Origin of the sequence: Acinetobacter pittii ANC 4050, from assembly GCF_000399685.1 — a bacterium.
GTDB lineage: Bacteria > Pseudomonadota > Gammaproteobacteria > Pseudomonadales > Moraxellaceae > Acinetobacter > Acinetobacter pittii_E.
The window spans coordinates 695,939-715,666 of sequence record NZ_KB976987.1 but is presented as its reverse complement, the minus strand read 5'-3'; the positions used below and the strand labels follow the sequence as shown (position 1 = coordinate 715,666).

General features: G+C 37.0%; 20 protein-coding genes and 1 other RNA gene. 6 read left to right on the top strand and 15 right to left on the bottom strand.

Going from position 1 to position 19,728, the window contains the following annotated elements:
• Positions 1–26: 26 nt before the first annotated feature.
• Positions 27–1,277 carry a kynureninase gene (gene kynU / locus F931_RS07290; protein ID WP_016140743.1) on the bottom strand — a complete coding sequence of 417 codons (1,251 nt, stop codon included), beginning with the start codon at positions 1,275–1,277 and terminating at the stop codon, positions 27–29.
• 147 nt (positions 1,278–1,424) lie between these two features.
• Between kynU and gigD the strand changes: the two genes are divergently transcribed.
• A complete protein-coding gene (gigD, locus tag F931_RS07285; RefSeq protein ID WP_004791887.1) occupies positions 1,425–1,874 on the top strand; it encodes an Lrp/AsnC family transcriptional regulator GigD in 450 nt (149 codons plus the stop codon).
• Between the two features lie 312 nt (positions 1,875–2,186).
• On the opposite strand, the gene F931_RS07280 is transcribed toward gigD, so the two are convergent.
• Positions 2,187–2,480, bottom strand: coding sequence for a hypothetical protein (locus F931_RS07280; RefSeq protein WP_016140742.1), 294 nt, complete (start codon positions 2,478–2,480; stop codon positions 2,187–2,189).
• Between the two features lie 425 nt (positions 2,481–2,905).
• On the opposite strand from F931_RS07280, the gene yrfG reads away from it, so the two are divergent.
• From yrfG to recX, 4 genes are all read left to right on the top strand, one after another.
• Positions 2,906–3,592 (top strand): HAD-IA family hydrolase, encoded by a 687-nt coding sequence (yrfG, locus tag F931_RS07275; RefSeq protein ID WP_016140741.1) that lies wholly within the window; start codon positions 2,906–2,908, stop codon positions 3,590–3,592.
• The gene (hslR, locus tag F931_RS07270; protein ID WP_016140740.1) at positions 3,576–4,004 is read left to right on the top strand and encodes an RNA-binding S4 domain-containing protein; all 429 of its coding nucleotides are present in this window, start codon (positions 3,576–3,578) and stop codon (positions 4,002–4,004) included. Before yrfG ends, hslR begins: the two co-directional genes overlap by 17 nt.
• A gap of 145 nt (positions 4,005–4,149) precedes the next feature.
• Positions 4,150–5,196, top strand: coding sequence for a recombinase RecA (recA, locus tag F931_RS07265; RefSeq protein ID WP_016140739.1), 1,047 nt, complete (start codon positions 4,150–4,152; stop codon positions 5,194–5,196).
• Positions 5,197–5,258: 62 nt separating this feature from the next.
• Positions 5,259–5,741: a regulatory protein RecX gene (gene recX, locus F931_RS07260; protein ID WP_016140738.1), complete on the top strand. Its 483-nt coding sequence runs from the start codon at positions 5,259–5,261 to the stop codon at positions 5,739–5,741.
• Positions 5,742–5,754: 13 nt separating this feature from the next.
• On the opposite strand, the gene ffs is transcribed toward recX, so the two are convergent.
• Positions 5,755–5,851, bottom strand: an RNA gene (gene ffs, locus F931_RS21915) — signal recognition particle sRNA small type.
• A gap of 314 nt (positions 5,852–6,165) precedes the next feature.
• Between ffs and F931_RS07255 the strand changes: the two genes are divergently transcribed.
• Complete coding sequence (locus tag F931_RS07255) at positions 6,166–7,035, top strand: YbgF trimerization domain-containing protein (protein WP_016140737.1); 870 nt, start codon at positions 6,166–6,168, stop codon at positions 7,033–7,035.
• A 58-nt stretch (positions 7,036–7,093) separates the two neighbouring features.
• Here the strand turns inward: F931_RS07255 and lpxA are convergent, their stop codons facing one another.
• From lpxA to rimO, 12 genes are all read right to left on the bottom strand, one after another.
• Complete coding sequence (gene lpxA / locus F931_RS07250) at positions 7,094–7,882, bottom strand: acyl-ACP--UDP-N-acetylglucosamine O-acyltransferase (RefSeq protein ID WP_016140736.1); 789 nt, start codon at positions 7,880–7,882, stop codon at positions 7,094–7,096.
• Positions 7,879–8,364, bottom strand: coding sequence for a 3-hydroxyacyl-ACP dehydratase FabZ (gene fabZ / locus F931_RS07245; protein WP_002115603.1), 486 nt, complete (start codon positions 8,362–8,364; stop codon positions 7,879–7,881). Before fabZ ends, lpxA begins: the two co-directional genes overlap by 4 nt.
• A gap of 6 nt (positions 8,365–8,370) precedes the next feature.
• Positions 8,371–9,441, bottom strand: a complete 1,071-nt coding sequence (lpxD, locus tag F931_RS07240; protein WP_016140735.1) for a UDP-3-O-(3-hydroxymyristoyl)glucosamine N-acyltransferase — start codon at positions 9,439–9,441, stop codon at positions 8,371–8,373.
• A gap of 4 nt (positions 9,442–9,445) precedes the next feature.
• Positions 9,446–9,946 (bottom strand): OmpH/Skp family outer membrane protein, encoded by a 501-nt coding sequence (ompH, locus tag F931_RS07235; RefSeq protein WP_014206985.1) that lies wholly within the window; start codon positions 9,944–9,946, stop codon positions 9,446–9,448.
• Positions 9,947–9,987: 41 nt separating this feature from the next.
• On the bottom strand, positions 9,988–12,561 hold the full coding sequence (gene bamA / locus F931_RS07230; RefSeq protein ID WP_016140734.1) for an outer membrane protein assembly factor BamA: 2,574 nt from the start codon (positions 12,559–12,561) through the stop codon (positions 9,988–9,990).
• 37 nt (positions 12,562–12,598) lie between these two features.
• A complete protein-coding gene (rseP, locus tag F931_RS07225; RefSeq protein ID WP_016140733.1) occupies positions 12,599–13,954 on the bottom strand; it encodes an RIP metalloprotease RseP in 1,356 nt (451 codons plus the stop codon).
• A gap of 1 nt (position 13,955) precedes the next feature.
• The gene (gene ispC, locus F931_RS07220; RefSeq protein ID WP_016140732.1) at positions 13,956–15,152 is read right to left on the bottom strand and encodes a 1-deoxy-D-xylulose-5-phosphate reductoisomerase; all 1,197 of its coding nucleotides are present in this window, start codon (positions 15,150–15,152) and stop codon (positions 13,956–13,958) included.
• Positions 15,153–15,977 (bottom strand): phosphatidate cytidylyltransferase, encoded by an 825-nt coding sequence (gene cdsA, locus F931_RS07215; RefSeq protein ID WP_016140731.1) that lies wholly within the window; start codon positions 15,975–15,977, stop codon positions 15,153–15,155.
• Positions 15,977–16,729 carry a polyprenyl diphosphate synthase gene (gene uppS, locus F931_RS07210; protein WP_016140730.1) on the bottom strand — a complete coding sequence of 251 codons (753 nt, stop codon included), beginning with the start codon at positions 16,727–16,729 and terminating at the stop codon, positions 15,977–15,979. Before uppS ends, cdsA begins: the two co-directional genes overlap by 1 nt.
• Positions 16,730–16,734: 5 nt before the next feature.
• Positions 16,735–17,289, bottom strand: a complete 555-nt coding sequence (gene frr / locus F931_RS07205) for a ribosome recycling factor (protein WP_016140729.1) — start codon at positions 17,287–17,289, stop codon at positions 16,735–16,737.
• 85 nt (positions 17,290–17,374) lie between these two features.
• Entirely contained in the window at positions 17,375–18,103 is a 729-nt protein-coding gene (pyrH, locus tag F931_RS07200) for a UMP kinase (protein ID WP_000852257.1), read from the bottom strand.
• A gap of 50 nt (positions 18,104–18,153) precedes the next feature.
• Positions 18,154–19,497, bottom strand: a complete 1,344-nt coding sequence (gene rimO, locus F931_RS07195) for a 30S ribosomal protein S12 methylthiotransferase RimO (RefSeq protein ID WP_016140728.1) — start codon at positions 19,495–19,497, stop codon at positions 18,154–18,156.
• Positions 19,498–19,728 lie beyond the last annotated feature (231 nt).

The following is a 19,728-nucleotide window of genomic DNA, read 5'->3' as shown; positions in this document are numbered from 1 at the left end:
ATTCTTCTGCTATTAACCTTTAATGATCAGGTCACTTCGCTGCGCACTAGATAACGCTCATTTTTCCATTCACTATTCAGCATAATTTGCTTAAGTTGTTGTACAGCATTCCAGATATCTTCAAATCCCAAATATAAAGGTGTAATTCCGAAACGTAATACTTCTGGCTCTCGGTAATCCCCAATCACACCACGAGCAATAAGTGCCTGAATAATTTCATAACCAAACTCATGTCTATAACTGACATGGCTGCCGCGATATTTATGGTTTAAAGGAGTAATGAGTTCAAAGCCAAACTGAGCACATTCTTGTTGAACAAGTTGAATAAACAAATCAGTTAATTTGAGTGATTTCTCGCGTATTTGTTGCATATCAACTTGTAAGAAAATATCGATACCACATTCAATTAGACTCATCGAAATGATGGGTTGAGTTCCACACAAATATCGACGAATGCTATTGGCTGGTTCATAGTGCTGAGCCATATCAAATGGTTTTTTGTGCCCCCACCAGCCTGAGAGAGGTTGCCAGAACTGATCAGGATGCTTTCGATTTACCCATAACAACGCAGGTGAACCTGGACCACCGTTTAAGTATTTGTAAGTACAACCAATCGCAAAATCACTGTTGCTTTGATTAAGATCCATAGGCACCGCACCAACGGAGTGACATAAATCCCAAATAATCAAAGCATCTTTAGCGTGAATTTGTTGATTAATAGACTCCATATCATAGAAATATCCGGTCCGATAATTCACATGAGAAAGAACAACTACAGCCACATCTTTTGCCAAAACACGAGATAGATCATCTGCGCCATCAATCAACTCAACTTGATAACCTTGATTAATCAAGTCTATAAAGCCTTCAATAATATAAATATCGGTTGGGAAGGCATCTTTTTCTGCAACAATAATTTTACGCTCTGGAAATTTTTCGGCTTGAATTTTTACCGCTGCCGATAAAACTTTAAATAAATTTAAGGTCGTTGAATCTGAAATAACCACTTCCCCTTTTTCGGCACCGATAAGCTGCGCGACTTTATCTCCGAGTCTAGTCGGTAGTCCCCACCAATCTGCTTTATTCCAACTATTAATGAGGTCTTCGCCCCACTCTTTGGCAATAATATGCTGAGCAACCTCTAATGATTTCTTTGGTCTTGCTCCCAAAGAATTCCCATCTAAATAAATGACGTTTTTTGGCAGTGCAAATTCATCTTTAAACTTTTTAAGTTCATCTTCCTGATCCCAATAGAGGCATTGCTCGTGAGTAATCATTTGTTATTTCACCTATTTTCAACATTTCCTTTGTTTTTGAATTTTATCACGCCAATTTTTACGATTTATTCGATAATATTTGATTAAAATTTGCTATTTTCGTATAAAATTCGAATTAAAATTAAAAATGATGGATGAAATTCGAAAATGAATGTAGATGCGATTGATCTTAAAATTTTAAAATATTTGCAAGATAACGCTCGGTTAAGTAACCAAGAACTGGCCGATCTGGTTAACCTTTCGGCTTCGGCATGTCATCGACGAGTTAAAATTTTAGAAAGCAATGGTGTAATTGAAAAATATCAAGCCAAAGTTAACTATGAAAAATTAGGAATAAAAATTGAGGCAATTGTCGAAATAAAACTTGCACAGCTAACTGAAAATGATCACAACTTCTTTTTAAGTCAGATCAAAAATTTTGATGAAGTCATTAATGCATATATTATTACGGGTGAGTCTAATTATGTTTTACACGTTGCGACCAAAGATTTAAGTTCTTTTTCTCATTTTGTTATTAACACCTTAAATAAAATTAAAGGTGTAGTCAGTATCAATTCTAAGATAATTTTACAGAAGATTGTGCAAAAACCACTTTGATTTTCCTGATTTTTTTATTAAAAAACCCTCTCATGATCGAAAATCAGCGTTTAATTCTAAGATAGTGAAAGGAGATTCTGAACCTTTTATAAAATGGGCTTAGATAAAGTTGTTATGCAATTTTCCCCAATCTTTTAATGCCCCTTCTCAAGCTGTAATGGAGCGGAGAGGAAGGCAAATATTAAAAACTTTGCTCATTCCAAGGCTCCTCTCCATCACTAATTAAAAGTATAAGTCTTATGTGAAATTACGAGCTCTTCATTTAATTTTTGATTTTTAAATTCAAAATTTTAAGTTATTAAGAAATATTTCTTACTCATCAAAATCATAGCCAACACAGGTAGAGCATTCCCAATATTCATGGATTTTAGTCGCGATATCTTCTTTCTCCATTGTTGTGAGTACATAAAAGAGTTTAGCCTCTTTATTTTTTCTTAATATTAATAAGTTGTAATAATCATACTCAGGACCATTAAGTCCTAATGTTGGCTGTGATTCACAGTGTCTCTCTGCTTTGTAGTGCCATTCAAGCTTATAAGTATCAAGGCCATCAGCGGCATTAATTACAATACCGTCATTGGCTCCGCCAATAAATCCAATTTTCATTGCTTTCTCTAAATTCTTATTAGGGGTAATTTTAAATATAACTTTAAACAAGTATGCTTCAATTTATAAAATGTATGTCAATACGTATCCTATGTAAGTAAAATTAACCATAAATATAAATGACACATAAAACTTCTAAATTCTGAAACTTTGTACAATTAGTTTTATTCCACACACGAAAATTTTCTACTAAAAGTATTTATTATTTTTTTGTTTTGCAAAATTACAGGCTATAATTTTCAAATCATTTATCCTCCCTACCCATCACATTAATTTAATCTAAACAACTTTTGAAAAAATTAATGAGTGGAGTTTTAAATTAATTTTTTATATCCCAAGCTTCTTTAATTTATGATTTTAAAAAGGATATATGGTAGATGTGTCTTAAAAATTTTGCTTTGAATGGTTTTGGAGATATTTAAAATATGTCTAAAATCGTAATGTTTGACATGGATGGAACTTTATTAGATCTCGCTTTTGATGATTTCATTTGGAATGAATGTCTTCCTAAGCGACATGCAGAGATACATCAACTTTCACTTGGTGAGAGCCAAAAAACACTCTATCAGTTCTATCAATCACATAAACATACCCTTGTTTGGTATTCATCAGCTTATTGGACTAAAACCGTAGGCGTTGATGTACTCAAATTACAGCAAGAGTTTCAGAGCAAAATTCAAACTCGTTCTGGTTGTATGGAGCTTCTACAGCAACTGAAAGCTCAAGGATATAGTTGTTGGTTAGTTACAAATGCTGACCGTGCAAGCTTACGGTTAAAGCTCGATAATATTGCAATTGAACACTTCTTTGACGTAATCGTATCGAGTGAACAAATTGGTTATGCAAAAGAAGACATTTATTTTTGGCAAGAGCTCCAAAAATTGCACTCTTTTGATCCAGATTCAACAATTTTTATTGATGATACAGCTCCTGTACTAAAAACAGCTGAAAAATTTGGTATCAAGCACTTGTTTACTATCTTACAGCCCTCAAGTCTAAAGGATGTAAGAAAGCATGAGGATTTAGAGTATAAAGCGCTAGATCGACTTACAGAATTGCTGTCTATATTGAATCAAATTGATAGAAAGGATAATGATGTCAAAATTGCTTGAAAACGATGCTGTAGAGACCATGCGTGTCGACAAATGGTTATGGGCTGCTCGTTTTTTTAAAACTCGTTCAATTGCTAAAGCAGCGATCGAAGGAGGTAAAGTACATCACAATAATGAGCGTGTAAAAGTTTCAAAAGAAATTCGTGTCGGAATGGAACTTATTATTCAACAAGGTTTTGATAAAAAAACCGTTGTCGTAAAAGCGCTTTCGAATACACGTGGTCCAGCGCCAGTTGCCCAGCAACTTTATGAAGAAACAGAAGTAAGTATTGCTAGACGGGAGTTGATTGCATCCCAACGAAAATTGCATAATCTTGCTCGACCTGAAAATAGACCGAGTAAAAAGGATCGTCGTCAGATTAATCGCTTTAAACAGGAGAATGATCAACACTGGTCATATAGTGATGAATAAAAACGTCGAGTTGTGTCGCACACACACAGACAACACATAGAAGCTATAGAAAAAATCTGTCACTATTAGCCCTGTGAAACAAGTTGAGATTCAATGCATCCACTTGGGTTAAACGTGATGAACTTAGAGTATTGAGGTTTTTGAGATGGATGAGAATAAAAGCAAAGCATTACAAGCCGCGCTAAGTCAAATTGAAAAACAATTTGGCAAAAATACGGTGATGCGTCTCGGTGACAACACTGTTCAAGCTGTTGAAGCTGTATCTACAGGTTCTTTGACTTTAGATATTGCATTGGGGATTGGCGGTTTACCAAAAGGTCGTATCGTTGAGATTTATGGTCCAGAATCTTCTGGTAAAACCACAATGACTCTACAAGCGATTGCGCAATGTCAAAAAGCTGGTGGTACTTGTGCATTTATTGATGCAGAGCACGCATTAGATCCACAATATGCACGTAAACTCGGTGTGGACATTGATAATCTACTTGTATCACAGCCTGACAACGGTGAACAAGCTCTTGAAATTGCAGATATGCTAGTTCGCTCTGGTGCAATTGATTTAATTGTTGTCGACTCAGTTGCTGCACTTACTCCTAAAGCAGAAATTGAAGGCGAAATGGGTGACTCTCACATGGGTTTACAAGCTCGTTTAATGAGTCAGGCACTACGTAAAATTACGGGTAATGCTAAACGCTCAAACTGTATGGTTATTTTCATTAACCAGATCCGTATGAAAATTGGTGTAATGTTTGGTAGCCCTGAGACTACGACTGGTGGTAACGCATTGAAGTTCTATGCTTCTGTACGTTTAGATATCCGCCGTATTGGTCAAGTTAAAGAGGGTGATGAAATCATCGGCTCTGAAACTCGAGTTAAAGTTGTTAAAAACAAAATGGCTCCTCCTTTCAAAGAAGCTATTTTCCAAATCTTATACGGTAAAGGTACAAACCAGCTTGGCGAACTTGTAGATTTAGCTGTACAACAAGATATCGTGCAAAAAGCAGGTGCTTGGTATTCGTATCAAGGCAACAAAATTGGTCAAGGTAAAAACAACGTTATCCGCCACTTTGAAGAAAACCCTCAAATGGCCGGAGAGATTGAAAAAGTTATCCGTGAACAACTATTAACTACGGGTACTAATGGCGCTGTACAGGTCGAAGAGGAAGAAGAAGATCTTCTATTAGAGTCTTAATCATTATCGCTCATTAGTCTTAAAAACGCCCTTCGGGGCGTTTTTTATAAGGAAACCTTAATATGTTCAAAAGATCAGAAGAACAGTCTCAACAACGTGCTTTGCTTACAGGTCAGCGTTTGCGCTCCTATGCTTTCGCGCTATTGACTCGTCGAGATTATTCAAAAGCAGAACTTACCGAAAAATTAAATCGTTATGCACAAAACCCAGAAGAGGTTAAGCAACTTGTTGAAGAGTTATCTGAACAAAACTATCAAAGTGACCAACGCGTTGCAGAACTGACATTGGCTAGCCAAATTCGAAAAGGTAAAGGCCCAAAACGTATTAAACAAGCGTTAAAAACAAAACAAATCGAAAATGATTTAATTGCAGATGAAATTCATAACATTGATTGGGTAGAACAGGCTTATCAGCTTAAAGTAAAGAAGTTTGGTGTAGAAGTAGAAAAAGATCCTAAACTTAAAGCAAAACAAATGAGATTTTTACAATATAGAGGATTTGATTTAGATGTAATTATTAAAGCAATCCAACGGAAAGTGGATTAGGAAATGGTGGCAGCCCCACTAGCAAAACTTCGGCACATCATAGATCTGCTACCGTTGCTACCTTCCGGTCCTGGCGGGGTTCACAGAGTACAATTGCGAAGCCACCAGCGGGGCTACCATTGCAAAACAGAGTATAGAGATTTTTAAAAGAGTTGCAAGCCTTCTTCTCATTTTTAAGCAAGTTTATGTTTCAATTGATTAATTCATCAGCAAAAATACATAAATTTCTAGAATTTCTAATCTTATATTCTTTCTTGATACTTATTTTTAATAAAATATGCTTGAAGATTGTAAACTATTCTTGCATTTATACCGTTAGCTGTTTTAATTGCAATGATCAATTAAAACCTTAGATAGCTAGCGTGAATAGTTTATATATTCCCTTCTCAAGTTGGCTTTTACATAAAATTATGGACCTATACTCATGCGATTGATGAAGCATTCTTTATTATTTATTGCCTTAATGAGCACTACTTCTCTCTATGCCAATATTCCAATTGAATCGCGCGGTTTAAGCCAAAGTGGCGGCAGCTCAACCACTACTGCATCTAGTAATTCTTCAGCTCCTAGTAATTTAAATTGGGAATTGATGCAAAAAAATCAACAATTAGAAAGTGATATACGCACTCTACGTGGACAATTAGAAGAACAATCCAACGATATTGAACAATTGAAAAAAGATTTAGCTAATCGCTACACTGATTTAGATCAACGTCTAGAGTTACTTAATCAAAAAGTAGATCCGGAAAGTGCAACGCCAGACAATACCGCAAATAGTGATGCTACAACTGCGGGAAACACAGAAACCCCACCTACTGACAATAAAGCAGTAAATAGTACAGCTTCTACAAATCAAGTTACCCCTTCCTCACCAACTCAAGTAACGCAACCTGCTCCATCGCCTGTACAAAATCAATCAAACCCTGTAGAACTTGAAAAAGCAGCTTATACAGTCGCTTTAGATGCCTATAAACAAGGTGGAGCAAAAAAAGCAATTGCTCCAATGCAAAACTTTATCAAAAATCATCCTAATAGCGTCTATACAGGGAATGCCTACTTTTGGTTAGCCGAGTTTAATTTAGCTACTGATCCTGTAAATTATAATGAAGCTAAAAAGAACTATAATGTAGTCGCTACGCAATACCCAAATTCTAGTAAAGCTCCTCGTGCCCTTTACCAACTCTACAGTATTGCCAAAGATGTCGATAAAAACACTGCTTCAGCAAATCAATATAAAGCTAAAATCTTAAGCCAGTATCCAAAATCTGAAGAAGCCAAATTTTTTAATAAATAAAAGTTTTTAAGAAAAAAAGACACCGCTTATTGCGGTGTCTTTTTTATAATATCTTTGCTTAACGCACAATACCACGTTCTGACTGTTCAACAGAGTCAATTAACAATTGAGCTTCTGGAACATTCGGAAGGATATCATTTTTAATCTGCTCAACCGCTTGAACAGATGTCAGGCCAGATTTAAAAATCAATTTATAAGCCTCTCTAAGACCTTGAATTGTATTTTTAGACCAACCCTTTCGGCGCATACCCTCAATATTGATACCAAATGCATGTGCTGGATTACCAGACGCCATAACATAAGCCGGCACATCTTTTAAGATTAAAGATGCTCCACCAACCATACTGTAAGAATCAATTTTACAGAATTGATGAATCCCAGAATTACCACCAATAATGACATGATCACCGATATGTACGTGTCCAGCAACACCGACATTATTTGCGAAAATATTATGATCACCAACAACACAATCATGTGCAATATGCGTATTAACCATCAATAAGTTATGACTACCTATTTTAGTTAAAGCATTATCTTGTACAGTTCCTCTATGTAAACTGCAATGCTCACGAATTAAATTATGATCTCCAATCTCCAACCAAGTTTCTTCCCCTTGGTATTTCAAGTCTTGGCAAACTTCACCAACACTTGCGAATTGAAAAATCTCATTATTTTGACCAATTTTGGTAAAACCACCCACTACAACATGTGAATGTAATTTAGTGCCAGCACCAATTGTCACATTTGGACCAATAATACAATAAGGTCCTATTTGGACATCTGGGGCAATCACTGCAGATGGATCAATAATGGCCGTAGAATGAATTAAATCGTGATTGCTCATGCCTGCTCTGTTTTTTGGTGTGAAATCATAATTTCAGCGGTTGTTGCTACAATACCGTCAACGGTAGCCGTACAGTTATATTTGTAGATACCGCGTTTTTGCATTACTAATTCAGATTTTAATACAAGTTGGTCGCCCGCAACTACTTGTTTTTTAAATCTAACCTTTTCTGCACCAGCAAAGAGGAATAAAGAACCTGGTTTTGGCGTCTCATTGTTCATAATGAAACCTAGAACGCCTGAAACTTGAGCTAATGCTTCTACAATTAATACACCCGGCATAATTGGATATTCAGGGAAATGTCCTTGTAAGAACTCTTCATTGATAGAAACATTTTTATAACCAACAATACTGTTGTCAGTTACTTCAGTCACACGATCAACCAATAAGAATGGGTAACGATGCGGCAAATATTGACGAATCGTTTGAATCTGCATTGGTAATTCAGGGATGGCAAATTTAGGTGTAGTTGACTCGGTCATAATATTCTATTTACGCAAATTAAAAGTTGATTCAAGAGACTCTATTTGAGCTTGTATATGATCAAGTCGTTTAGTGATTTGGGTCAATGGCACATCTGCTAATTGTCGCAAGCGTACAATCGTCTTTTTCCAATGACTATTTTCAAATAATCCAATTCCTGAAGAATAGGTACCAGCTTCAGAAATATTTTTTGTGACCATTGACATTCCTGTTAAAGTCACATTATCAGTGATTGAAAGGTGACCAGACACACCACAGGCGCCTGCGAGAATACAGTTTTTGCCAATTTTAGTACTTCCTGCAATTCCGCATTTAGCAGCAATAGCAGTATTTGAGCCAATATGAACGTTATGTGCAATTTGCACAAGGTTATCAATAATTACCCCATCTTCCAAAATTGTATTATCTAAAGCACCCCGATCAATACTACAATTTGAACCAATGCGGACATCATTACCAATGATAACTGAACCTAATTGTGCAATACGATGCCATTTACCTTGATATGGCGCAAAGCCAAATCCTTCACTACCAATTACGGTACTTGCATGGACTCGAACACGATCAAGTAATTTAGCCCCACCGGTAATAGTGACATGAGAATCAATAAAACAATCCTTTCCAATTTCAACATTATCATCCAGACGAGTATGAGACTGAATAATCGTGTTATCTCCTACTACACAATTTTCACCAATTACAACGTAATGGCCAATATATGCATTTTCAGAAATAATTGCAGAAGGATGAATTTGAGCAGTACTTTCAATACCTACTGATGTGATCTTTTTATCAAAAGCATGGGTAAGGATGGCAAAAGCTAAATAAGGATTATCAACAATAATAAAATTTTGTTTATCAGTAAGCTGTTCTTTAATTGAGTTTGTAACAATGTACGCACCCGCACGGCTAGCTTTTGCTTGATCGATATACTTTTCGCCATTCACGAAAGTAATATGAGAAGGTTCAGCATTCTCTAAACTTGCTAAGTTTATAAATTGAAGACTACCCGCACCAACTAACTCACCATTAACTAGGTGAGCTAGTTCATCTAAACGATAATGTTGCACTTTCATTAATTTATTTCATTGAATTAACCTTTTGTATCATTTTATCAGTTAAATCATATTTAGCGTCATAGGCAACGGTTGAATTTTTATTCAAAATGAAGTCAAGATTATTTTCTTTTCGTAATTGTTCAGCAGCTTGCTTCACACGGCTCTCAAAAGTTGAGTTCATTCCTTGCAAACTAGTTTGAACTTTAGACTGCAACCCTTGTTGAGTTGAATTAAATTCATTTAATTTTGACTGATATTGAGTTTGAAGCTTTTTAATATCATCTTCTTTCATTTTTTGGCCTTGTGTTTGGGCTTGACGCTGAAGACCTTCTAACTCTTTACCCAACTGCTCAAGGCGAGTAGTCGTTGGTTTAACAGATTGATTTAAACTTGCATTTTGTTGTTTTAAATAAGTACTGCTTTCAACAACTTTAGCAAGATCAATCACGCCATAACCAGCAGCATTCGTCATAGCAGAAACAGTAAGGCCTAACCCTAACATTAATATATTTAATTTTTTCATCTTAATTTGTGTCCTTATTTGATTGTTTAGTCAAGTCGTACTTAGAAAGTACGACCGATTTCAAACTGAATCTCTTTAGTTTCGTCACCAGGCTTATCATTTAACGGGAATGCATAGCTAAGAGATAATGGCCCAATCATGGTAATCCATGTGAAGCCTACACCTACGCTATAACGCATATTGCCTAAATCAAAACCGTAATTATCTTCACAGTATTTTTTAGCATTCGGAATTTCTTGGCCATTCATACGCATAGAATAGGAACCAACGTCACACTTAGTATCGAATACCTGACCACCTTCAGCAAAAAGAACTGGACGCACTTGACGAGTCCAATCTCCTTTGAAAGGTAACGGTAAAGCAAGCTCTGTACCAAATTGAACTAAAGCATTACCACCGACTTCTTCTGGAGAAGAATCATTTTTACCTTCTTCTTGTAAATTTACACTGGCATACTTAGGCCCCAAGGTACTGTTATCATAACCACGAACAGAACCGTAACCACCCGCATAGAAGTTTTTATAGAACGGCAAATCATTACCATAGCCAAGCTTACCATAACCACGTAATACAAAGCCTGAATTACTAATTGGCCAGAATGCCTGAGCATCATACGTTACTTTTTGGTATTCAACATCACTACCAGGCAAACCAATTTCAAGGCCAACTCGATGTGACATCCCAGAAGTTGGGAAAATTGGTCTATTTAAGGTGTTATATGACCAACCTAAATTCAAGTTATAAGTAAAGAACTCACCCTCAAAAGCATTGTCATAACTGGTAAGTCCTAACTCATTATTCTTCGAATCTACACATTTAGTAGCAAGATCATAACCTTCTGGCTTAGTAGTTGGAGGTGCGACTCCATTTGCCTTATCAATATCAGCTTGAGACTTATAATTTCCTGAACAGAACTCCCCCTTACCAGTTGACTTTCCACCATTTTTTAATAAGTAATCACGCACATAAGTTGATACAAACGCACCCGTAGTTACTTTGGTGTTATCAATACCAACCGAAGCACTTAAACTTTGATTTTCATCAATTGGATAACCAAAACTTAAACTACCACCGAAACTATCGGTAACATAGTTATTAACGTTATAGTCATCATTTAACTTTGTTTTACGGTAATAAACATTATAGCCGCGGCTTACCCCATCAATCGTAAAGTAAGGATCAGTTACACTTAAGTTATAGTAATCTTGAGTTTCAGAACGAGATAAATCGATCGAAACGCGGTTACCTGTTCCCATAAAGTTAGTTTGACTTAAACCGGCTTGGAACGTGATACCACCACTTTGTGAGTAACCTACAGCTAAGGTTGTAGTTCCCGAGTGTTGTTCTTCAACATTTACGTTTAAGTCCACCTGATCCGGTGAATTCGGGATACGAGCTGGTTTAATATCAACTGTTTTGAAGAATCCTGTACGCTCTAAACGTACTTTAGATAAATCAATTTTTTCATTACTCGCTAAAGCGCCTTCCATTTGACGCATTTCACGACGCAATACTTCATCGGCAGTTTTACTGTTACCTGTAAAATTAATACGACGTACAGTAACTTGCTGACCTGGGTTTACATAGTAATTTAAGTCAACAACACCCGTTTCATTATTAATTTGCGGAACAACGTTCACATCAGCAAAGTAATAACCAGCATTACCATATTTACGCAATAACAATTGCTTAACAGCATTTACTTTTTCTTGTGAATAAGTATCGCCATCTTTATAAATTTTTAAAGCTTGCAGTTCTTCAGGTTTATAAAGTGCGTCACCTAAAAACTTGGTTTGACCAAATTTGAACTGACTACCTTCCTCTACAGCAACTTCAATAAAGATATTCTTTTTATCTTCACTAATATTAAGCTGTGAGTTATTGATATGAAAATTGATATAACCTTTATTCAGATACATCGCACGCAAAGCTTCAAGGCTTGCTGCCATTTTCTCTCTAGCATAACGGTCATTACGGGTTACAACAGAAGCCCAACCACTTTCTTTAACTGCGAAAGCTTGTTTAATTTCGCTGTCTTTAAAAACAGTATTACCAATGATATTAATATTAAAAACTTTAGCAGCCGTACCTTCATTAAAATTTAATTTAAGTTCAACACGGTTATTTGGACGAGCAATAGTATCAATAGTTACATCAGCATCATAACGGCCTTGCTGTGTATATTGTTGCTCTAATTCAGTTTCAATTGTTTGTAAAGCTGACTTCTTAAAAACTTCGCCTTCAGCAATGCCCATTTTTTTGAGGCCTTGCTCTAAAGCCTCTTTAGGAATAAGTTTGTTACCCTTAAATTCGAGTTTTGAAATAATTGGGCGCTCTACGACATTAAAAACTAAAGTGTCGTTGTCTCTTGAGGCTTTAATATCGTCAAAAAGTCCAGTGGCATACAATGTTCGAATTGCTTCTGCGATCATCGGTTCATTAACGCGATCGCCACTGTTGATTGGCAACATGGTAGAAACATTTGCAGGAGTAAGACGAACCAATCCATCTATACGAATATCTCGAACAACGAAATCATCAGCTGCATATGCTTGTTGTACCGCTGCCATAGCGCTAACAAGTGCCAAAGGCATTAAAAAATGTGTGTGCCGCATGCCAGTTTTTTCCAGTAAGTTATAAATCCATATACGTTTACAAACGCATAAAATCGTTAAATAAAGCTAAAAGCATCATACTACCGAGCAGTACCATACCAATTTTTAGACCAAACATTTGTATTTGTTCAGAAACAGGCTTACCACGAATAGCCTCAATAATGTAATAAACAAGATGACCACCATCTAGCATTGGAATTGGCAATAAATTTAAAATTCCAAGACTTACACTCATTAAAGCCATAAATGAGATGAAAGTCTGCCATCCCATTTCTGCACTTTGTCCCGCTACTTTCGCGATTGTAATTGGTCCAGAAAGATTCTCTAAACCAATTAAACCCTTAACCATTTTTACTATCGAACTCAATATCATGCTAGAGATTTGGCCAGTCTTATCTAACGACATCTCGAAAGCTTGTATTGGAGTATATTGAATTGTTTGCTTATATTCGTCAGGAATTGTAATTTTTCCTGCATCACTTTTTACGCCTAAAACCCCGCTCACTTGCCCCATGTTGTCACGCTTTCCTTGAGGCATGACTTGCAAATGAACGAGTTGACCATTACGCAACACATCAATACTGAGCAATTTTTCTGGTGAGTGTTGTACAACTTCTACCACATCAAACCAGTCTTTCATCGCTTGACCATTAATAGATACAATACGATCACCGACTTTCATTCCTTGTCGAATTGCTGCTCCATCTGCAGTCAACTCAGTTACAACAGCTGGAATAACAGGACGATATGGTAAAAAGCCTAATACATCTAAAGCTGATTCATTCTGATTTTTTAAAAAGTCTTTAATCGGCAAAACAATATTTTTTTCAGTGCCTGCACGATCTACATCAAGATTTAGGCTACCAGTTTCACCTACACGGTCAATCAAAGCAAAGTTAAGTTTTTCCCAAGTTTGCGTTTCCTTTCCGTCAACAGCAATAATCTTGTCACCTACTTGCAGTTGGGCAGTTGCTGCTGGCGAGTTTGGTATAACTTTACCTACTCTTGTATTTAGTTGTTCTTGTGCTGGTAAAAATAGAATCCAGAAAAGTAAAACAGCAAAAATCAAATTAATTAAAGGTCCGGCCGCAACAATTGCTATACGTTTCCATGGTTTTTGACAGTTAAAAGCATAAGGTAAATCTTGCTCTGCAACATTACCTTCTCGCTCATCGAGCATTTTTACGTAACCGCCTAAAGGTAAAGCTGAAAGTTGATATTTAATTCCAGATTTTTTTGATGTCCATTTGAGTAATGTTGGACCAAAACCAATCGAATATACTAAAACCTTAACGCCAAGTTTTCGCGCCACCCAATAATGGCCGAACTCATGAATTGCAATTAATGGACCGAGCAAGAGAGCTGCTGCTGCAATCATAAATAATGCGCTCATTTCAGCCTCCTATACTTGATATATACTGCTGTGCTACATGTCGTGCTACTTCATCTTTATTTAAAATAGACTCGATATTATCAGCAACTGAGTTTTCCAATTTTTGCAAAGTATGCTCTACCACTTGTGGGATATTTGTAAATCCAATCTGTTCCTTTAAAAATGCAGCAACAGCAATCTCATTAGCAGCATTTAAAATAGTGGGTGCCAACCCTCCTGCACGCATTGCCTGACGTGCCAAGTCAAGCGCAGGAAATTTCTGGATATCCGGTGCTTGAAAATTAAGTTGAGAATACTCAAATAAATCTAAAGCAGGAACATTAGTCTGTAAACGCTCTGGCCATGCTAATGCATGAGCAATCGGAGTACACATATCTGGATTACCCATTTGCGCTAATGTTGAACCATCAACATATTGCACCATAGAATGAATAATACTTTGTGGATGAACAACAACTGTAACAAAATGTTCAGATATTGAAAACAAATGACATGCCTCAATTAACTCCAACCCTTTATTCATAAGAGTAGCTGAGTCAACTGAGATTTTCTGCCCCATAGACCAGTTCGGATGCTTACAGGCTTGCTGTGGGGTAACTTTTTCTAATTGTTCTAACGAATGATTTAGAAATGGACCACCTGAAGCGGTCAATAAGATTCTTGATACGCCCTGTTGCGGTTGTCCATTTCTTTCAGCCTCTAAATAATTATGAGGTAATGATTGGAAAATAGCGTTATGTTCTGAATCTACAGGTAATAATAATGCCTGATGATCACGTGCTGCTTGCATCATGATTTCACCGGACATGACCAAAGCTTCTTTATTAGCTAGCAAAACGCGTTTACCAGCTTTTACAGCCGCTAATGTTGGCAATAAACCTGCTGCACCAACAATCGCAGCCATAACCACATCCACATCAGGGTGAGATGCGATACTTACCAACCCTTCCTGATCAGTCAAAATCTCAATATTTCGTAATTCATTTTCTACAAATAAAGCTGCTAATTCATCAACTTTTTGCTTTGGAACAACTACAACTTTTGGTTGGAATTGTTTACATATATCAACCAATTCAGAAATTCGACTATGAGCGGAAACTGCAAATACTGAATACTTATCAGGATGTTGATTTAAAATTTTTAAGGTACTTTGCCCAATGGAACCGGTTACCCCCAATATGCAAACAGATTGTGTCATTTATAAATCTACACCAATAAGTTTTAATATATACATTCCCGTTGCAAAAATCGGGGCTGCAGCAAGTAAAGAATCAATACGATCTAAGACACCACCATGACCGGGTAGCACACGTCCAGAATCTTTAATACCAGCACGTCGTTTAATCATTGACTCAAATAAATCACCCAAAACTGAACCAAATACTGTAATGAGTGACAATATAAGAAATAGAATTTGCTGGATTAAAGTTAAATTTAAATAATTATATTGCACAACCAACATAACCAATATAGTGGTGATAATACCACCATATAACCCTTCTACTGATTTGTTAGGACTTACGGTTGGAGCTAACTTTCTTTTACCAAATTTACGTCCAACAAAATAAGCACCACTATCTGCACCCCACACGAGCAAGAACAGATACATTAACCACCATGGTGAACTTTGCCACACGACAAAAATTGAAGTTACTGCAGCACAGACTAAAATTATGCCAATTACATACAAAGTCGCGTTATACCAACCATCAAATTCAGGAAAAGACTTAACCCAATAAACGCTTACAAGCCAAGTCAAAATTGAGGCAGACCACAACAATAAGGCAATATCATGGAAAAATAAGGCAACACCTGAAACGAATGCAACAAGCAGACCGTAGCACCAAGCTTTAGGCTTTACAGCATTTACAGTTTCACGAGGCATTAATTTATACCATTCATACCCCGCAACCCCTGCTGCTACAATCATGAGAACCAACATTGGATAATGTGATTGCGTAGCAAACATACAGCCTAAAACAACTGCGACAAGTACCAATGCGGTAACAATCCGCTCTAACATTATAAGTTCTCTATTTTCTCTTGCTGAATTTGTTCAGATGTTTTGCCAAAACGACGCTCACGCCCTGAAAAAACATTCAATGCATGATCGAATTCTTGTACTGTAAATTCTGGCCATAAAGTATCAGTAAAATACAGCTCCGCATATGCTGCTTGCCATAACAAAAAGTTAGATATGCGATAATCTCCGCCTGTACGGATCAATAAGTCCACAGCTGGCAGATCATTTAGACTGACATATTTTTCGAACAAATCAACATTTATTTGATCAGCACCAAATTCACCACGAGAAACTGCTTCAGCAACTTGTTTTGCTGCATTTGCAATATCCCACATCCCACCATAGCTCACGGCAATAGTTAAGGTCATAGTGTCATGATGTGCTGTTTGTTGCTCTGCATCTTCCATTAAGGCAACTAAGTGTGAAGGTAATCGAGAACGATCACCGATAAAACGCAAAGCAATATTGAATTTCTTCATGCGAGGTATTTGCTCATGAATAGTTTCTTCAAGAAGCTTCATAAGCAGATCGACTTCAAATTGTGGTCGATTCCAATTTTCGCTTGAAAATGCAAAAACCGTTAAAGCACGAATACCCGTTTTTTTACAATGTTCAACGATAGGATCAAGAACATTTTTACCCTCTCGATGTCCATCGCCTTTTTGCATTTGATTTTTTTTTGCAAAGCGGTTGTTGCCATCCATGATGATGGCAACATGCTTAGGAAGATGATACTCTTCTGAATCGGTCATAAAATTTAGACCTTCATCAATTCTGCTTCTTTCGCTGCAAGACGTTTGTCTACTTCTGCAACATATTTATCTGTAATTTTCTGAATATCCTCACCTGCACGGCGCTCATCATCTTCAGAAATTTCTTTTTCTTTCAATAGCGCTTTAATATCACCTAACACATCACGGCGAATATTACGAATCGCAACTTTTGCATTTTCAGCTTCACTACGTGCAACTTTTTGCATGTCACGACGTGTTTCTTCAGTTAATGCAGGTAAAGGGACACGAATTGAATCTGCCGTAATCGGGTTTAAGCCAAGATCGCTTTCACGGATTGCCTTATCAATAGCAGATACCATAGTACGTTCAAATGGTTGAACAACAAGTGTACGAGAATCTTCAATACCTACGTTTGCTACTTGATTTAATGGCACATCAGAACCGTAGTAAGGAACCATCACACCATTTAAAATTGATGGGTGTGCACGGCCGGTACGAACTTTAGCAAACCCTTGTTCCAAAGAATCAAGAGTTTTTAACATACGCTGTTCGCTGTCTTTTTTCAGATCGTTAATCATATGATCTACCTTACTTATTTATTCAAGAATGTATTTAACAAATTTAATTTAGCGCTAGTATAAAGAGCTTTCAACAACACGTACATTATTTAGTAACGCGTGTACCCTCTTTTTCACCCATTACTACTGACAATAGCGCACCTGATTTATTCATATCAAAAACTTGTAACGGCACATTATGGTCACGACACAAACAAATAGCTGTCAAATCCATAACACCAAGCTTTTCATCTAATACCTGATCAAAAGTTAAATGATCGTATTTAACTGCGTCTTCGTATTTACTTGGATCTTTATTATATACGCCATCTACTTTGGTTGCTTTTAGAATTAAATTCGCCTCAATTTCAATTCCGCGTAAGCATGCTGCTGTATCAGTTGTAAAGAATGGATTTCCTGTACCAGCAACAAAAACACAAACTTCGCCCTGACTCAAATGACGGATCGCATCACGACTTGAATAAGATTCTACAACCGTACCAATTGGTAATGCAGACATAAGACGAGTTCTGATATTACGGCGAACCAATGCATCACGCATAGCCAAACCGTTCATTACAGTTGCAAGCATCCCCATTTGATCGCCAGTAACACGACCAACTAAGCCATCTTTTTGCAACTGACTGCCACGATACAAGTTACCGCCACCAACAACGATACCCACTTGCACGCCCAAACCAACTAAATGAGCAATTGAAAGGGACATTTGATCAAGAACTTGGGCATCAATACCCATATCTTTATTACCTGACAATGCCTCACCAGATAGTTTTAATAAAATGCGTGAATAACGGGGGCTAATTGTTTCCGCCATGAGTTTGCTCCAAAACCTCTTAAACTGAATGCTTTTTGAATCGTTATCGATTAGACCGACTTAATTTTAATTAACTTTGCAAATAAATCGTATTCATCCGCATCGGTGATTTCGACTTCCAACATATCGCCTGGTTGAATAGTGCTCTTATCGATATCTTCTACAAAGACATTACCGTCAATTTCCGGAGCATCCGCATAAGAACGTGCAACAGCAACAGGATATTCATCTTCCAAACTATCGACTAATACAGTCATCGTTTGACCAATACGTTTTTGCAACTTGGCAGCAGAAATTTGTTGCTGCACTTGCATAAAGCGCTCGTAACGCTCTTGCTTAATTTCTTCAGGCACATGATCAGGTAAATCATTTGCCGTAGCGCCTTCTACTGGTGAGTAGGTAAAGCAGCCTACACGATCAAGTTCAGCTTCAACTAACCAATCGAGTAATATTTGAAAATCTTCTTCAGTTTCGCCAGGGAAACCCACCACAAATGTAGAGCGAATCACAAGCTCAGAGCATTTTTCACGCCACAATTTAATTTTTTCTAGTGTATTTTCACTATGTGCCGGACGCTTCATTAATTTAAGAATACGCGGGCTTGCATGTTGGAATGGAATATCAAGATAAGGTAGGATTTTACCTTGTGCCATTAAGTCAATAACTGCATCGACATGTGGATATGGATAAACATAATGTAAGCGCACCCAGATGCCAAGTTGGCCTAGTGCTTCACACATATCAAAGAATTTTGTTTTAACAGGTTGGCCATTCCAGAAATCAAGCTTATATTTGGTATCTACACCATAAGCTGATGTATCTTGAGAAATAACTAAAATTTCTTTAACACCCGCTCTTTTAAGCGCAGCAGCTTCCTCCAGTACACTTCCGACTGGACGAGAAACAAGATCTCCACGCATACTTGGAATAATACAGAAGGTACAACGATGGTTGCAGCCTTCAGATATTTTTAAGTAAGCATAATGTTTAGGTGTTAAACGAATTCCCTGTTCAGGAACCAAATCAACAAACGGGTTATGTTTAGGCGGTGCTGGCACATATTCATGCACAGCTTCCATTACATCTTGATAAGCTGCTGCACCAGTAACCTTTAAAACATTTGGATGCATTTGACGAATTTTATCTTCGTCTTTACCTAAGCATCCAGTAACGATTACTCGACCATTTTCACTCATGGCCTCGCCAATTGCATCTAGCGACTCTTGTACCGCAGATTCAATAAAACCACAGGTATTAACAACTACTAAATCAGCACCATCATAATCTGATGCAACTTGATAACCTTCAGTCTTTAACTGAGTTAAAATTCGTTCAGAATCTACCAATGCCTTAGGACAACCTAAAGAAACAAAACCGACTTTGGGGGTCTTCATGAATCTGCGCTCCACTTGAATGCGCGTATTGTATGTCTTTTCTTGCCTCAAGCATAGGTGGAAAGCCTACTCTTTGTGTAATGCACCAAAATACGACCAACATTTGCACCAAAACTCACCTTTGCACCAAGTTGGTTCATGTTATTATCTATTTTTAAGCCGTTAGTTTTGATCAATAGATATAAAGACCGATTTCAGCGCATTTTTAAACACCTTAAAACTTTAAAATAA

Coding starts and splice junctions, on each gene's coding strand:
- kynU (WP_016140743.1), bottom strand. CDS start 1,277: ATGATTACTCACGAGCAATGCCTCTATTGGGATCAGGAAGATGAACTT.
- gigD (WP_004791887.1), top strand. CDS start 1,425: ATGAATGTAGATGCGATTGATCTTAAAATTTTAAAATATTTGCAAGAT.
- F931_RS07280 (WP_016140742.1), bottom strand. CDS start 2,480: ATGAAAATTGGATTTATTGGCGGAGCCAATGACGGTATTGTAATTAAT.
- yrfG (WP_016140741.1), top strand. CDS start 2,906: ATGTCTAAAATCGTAATGTTTGACATGGATGGAACTTTATTAGATCTC.
- hslR (WP_016140740.1), top strand. CDS start 3,576: ATGTCAAAATTGCTTGAAAACGATGCTGTAGAGACCATGCGTGTCGAC.
- recA (WP_016140739.1), top strand. CDS start 4,150: ATGGATGAGAATAAAAGCAAAGCATTACAAGCCGCGCTAAGTCAAATT.
- recX (WP_016140738.1), top strand. CDS start 5,259: ATGTTCAAAAGATCAGAAGAACAGTCTCAACAACGTGCTTTGCTTACA.
- F931_RS07255 (WP_016140737.1), top strand. CDS start 6,166: ATGCGATTGATGAAGCATTCTTTATTATTTATTGCCTTAATGAGCACT.
- lpxA (WP_016140736.1), bottom strand. CDS start 7,882: ATGAGCAATCACGATTTAATTCATTCTACGGCCATTATTGATCCATCT.
- fabZ (WP_002115603.1), bottom strand. CDS start 8,364: ATGACCGAGTCAACTACACCTAAATTTGCCATCCCTGAATTACCAATG.
- lpxD (WP_016140735.1), bottom strand. CDS start 9,441: ATGAAAGTGCAACATTATCGTTTAGATGAACTAGCTCACCTAGTTAAT.
- ompH (WP_014206985.1), bottom strand. CDS start 9,946: ATGAAAAAATTAAATATATTAATGTTAGGGTTAGGCCTTACTGTTTCT.
- bamA (WP_016140734.1), bottom strand. CDS start 12,561: ATGCGGCACACACATTTTTTAATGCCTTTGGCACTTGTTAGCGCTATG.
- rseP (WP_016140733.1), bottom strand. CDS start 13,954: ATGAGCGCATTATTTATGATTGCAGCAGCAGCTCTCTTGCTCGGTCCA.
- ispC (WP_016140732.1), bottom strand. CDS start 15,152: ATGACACAATCTGTTTGCATATTGGGGGTAACCGGTTCCATTGGGCAA.
- cdsA (WP_016140731.1), bottom strand. CDS start 15,977: ATGTTAGAGCGGATTGTTACCGCATTGGTACTTGTCGCAGTTGTTTTA.
- uppS (WP_016140730.1), bottom strand. CDS start 16,729: ATGACCGATTCAGAAGAGTATCATCTTCCTAAGCATGTTGCCATCATC.
- frr (WP_016140729.1), bottom strand. CDS start 17,289: ATGATTAACGATCTGAAAAAAGACAGCGAACAGCGTATGTTAAAAACT.
- pyrH (WP_000852257.1), bottom strand. CDS start 18,103: ATGGCGGAAACAATTAGCCCCCGTTATTCACGCATTTTATTAAAACTA.
- rimO (WP_016140728.1), bottom strand. CDS start 19,497: ATGAAGACCCCCAAAGTCGGTTTTGTTTCTTTAGGTTGTCCTAAGGCA.